The sequence below is a fragment of the Leptotrichia sp. oral taxon 879 str. F0557 genome, assembly GCF_000469385.1.
Classification (GTDB): Bacteria; Fusobacteriota; Fusobacteriia; order Fusobacteriales; family Leptotrichiaceae; genus Leptotrichia; species Leptotrichia mesophila.
In genome coordinates, this window is record NZ_KI271340.1 from 1 (window position 1) to 1,036 (window position 1,036).

Below are 1,036 nucleotides of genomic sequence, written 5' to 3' on the forward strand. Positions count from 1 at the left end.
GAATTAAAAGTATCGTTTTGGGAGATTAAAAATAGCATTTTTATTGAAGTGTTATTTTTAATATGGTATAATGATTTTTGAGGAGGAATTTTAAATGGGAAATGAGATTGTGAAATATAATAATGATTTTAATAATCAGGCATTAAGAAACTTTTCGTCAGAAGAACTAAATTTATTAGTAACGTTTTTTCATAAACTTAAAGAGAAAGGTACAGATGTTATTGAATACTCTTTTTATGAATTGAAAAAATTAATAATGCTTGAAAAAAATATGACTGTAAAAGAATTTACTAACACGATTATGAATGTTAATAAAAAATTATTATCATTGAACTATACATACAGAGAAAATAATACAATTGTACAAATGGCAATTTTTAAAACTTTTAAAATAAATTTAGATGAACAGATATTAATGATTTCTTTGAATGAGGATTTTAGATTTTTACTTAATGATTTTAATAAAGAGTGGACTAGATTTGAGTTAGAAGAATTTGTGAATTTAAAGTCTAGTTATGTAAAAGAATTTTATCGTAGAATGAAACAATTTAGAAAAACAGGATTTTGGAGATGTAGTATTGATGAATTTAGGTATTTGATGGATATTCCTGAAAATTATAAGATAACTAATATTGATACTCGTGTTTTAAAGCCAATTATGAGAGAGTTAGGAGAAAAATACAACTTGAAAATTGAAAAAAAATATGGTTTTTCTGGTGGACGGGGAAGAAGCCGAGTTACTGGATTTGAGTTTAAATTCTCTACTGAGAAAAAAGTAGATATTGTAGTAGGTAATGAAGAAGAAGATAATAATAATCCAATTCCTTTGAGTAAACCTAGAAAACCAAAAAAGAAAGAAGAAACAAGGACAGTTCCAGAAAGAAAATCAAGAATAATTGAAGTTGTTCCAAAACAAGAAAAAGAAAAAACTTTAAGAGAAAAAATATCGGATAAAATTAATGAAAATACAAAAACAATAGAAAATTTGGAAGCGATATATACAGGACTAAAAGATAAGATACAATTTAAAAAATTA

Annotated in this window: 1 protein-coding gene; it reads left to right on the forward strand. The window is 24.4% G+C overall.

Annotation, left to right across the window (positions count from 1 at the left end; translation table 11 throughout):
• Window positions 1–94: 94 nt before the first annotated feature.
• On the forward strand, window positions 95–1,036 hold a 942-nt coding region (locus HMPREF1552_RS07950; protein ID WP_021744637.1), incomplete at its 3' end, for a replication initiation protein.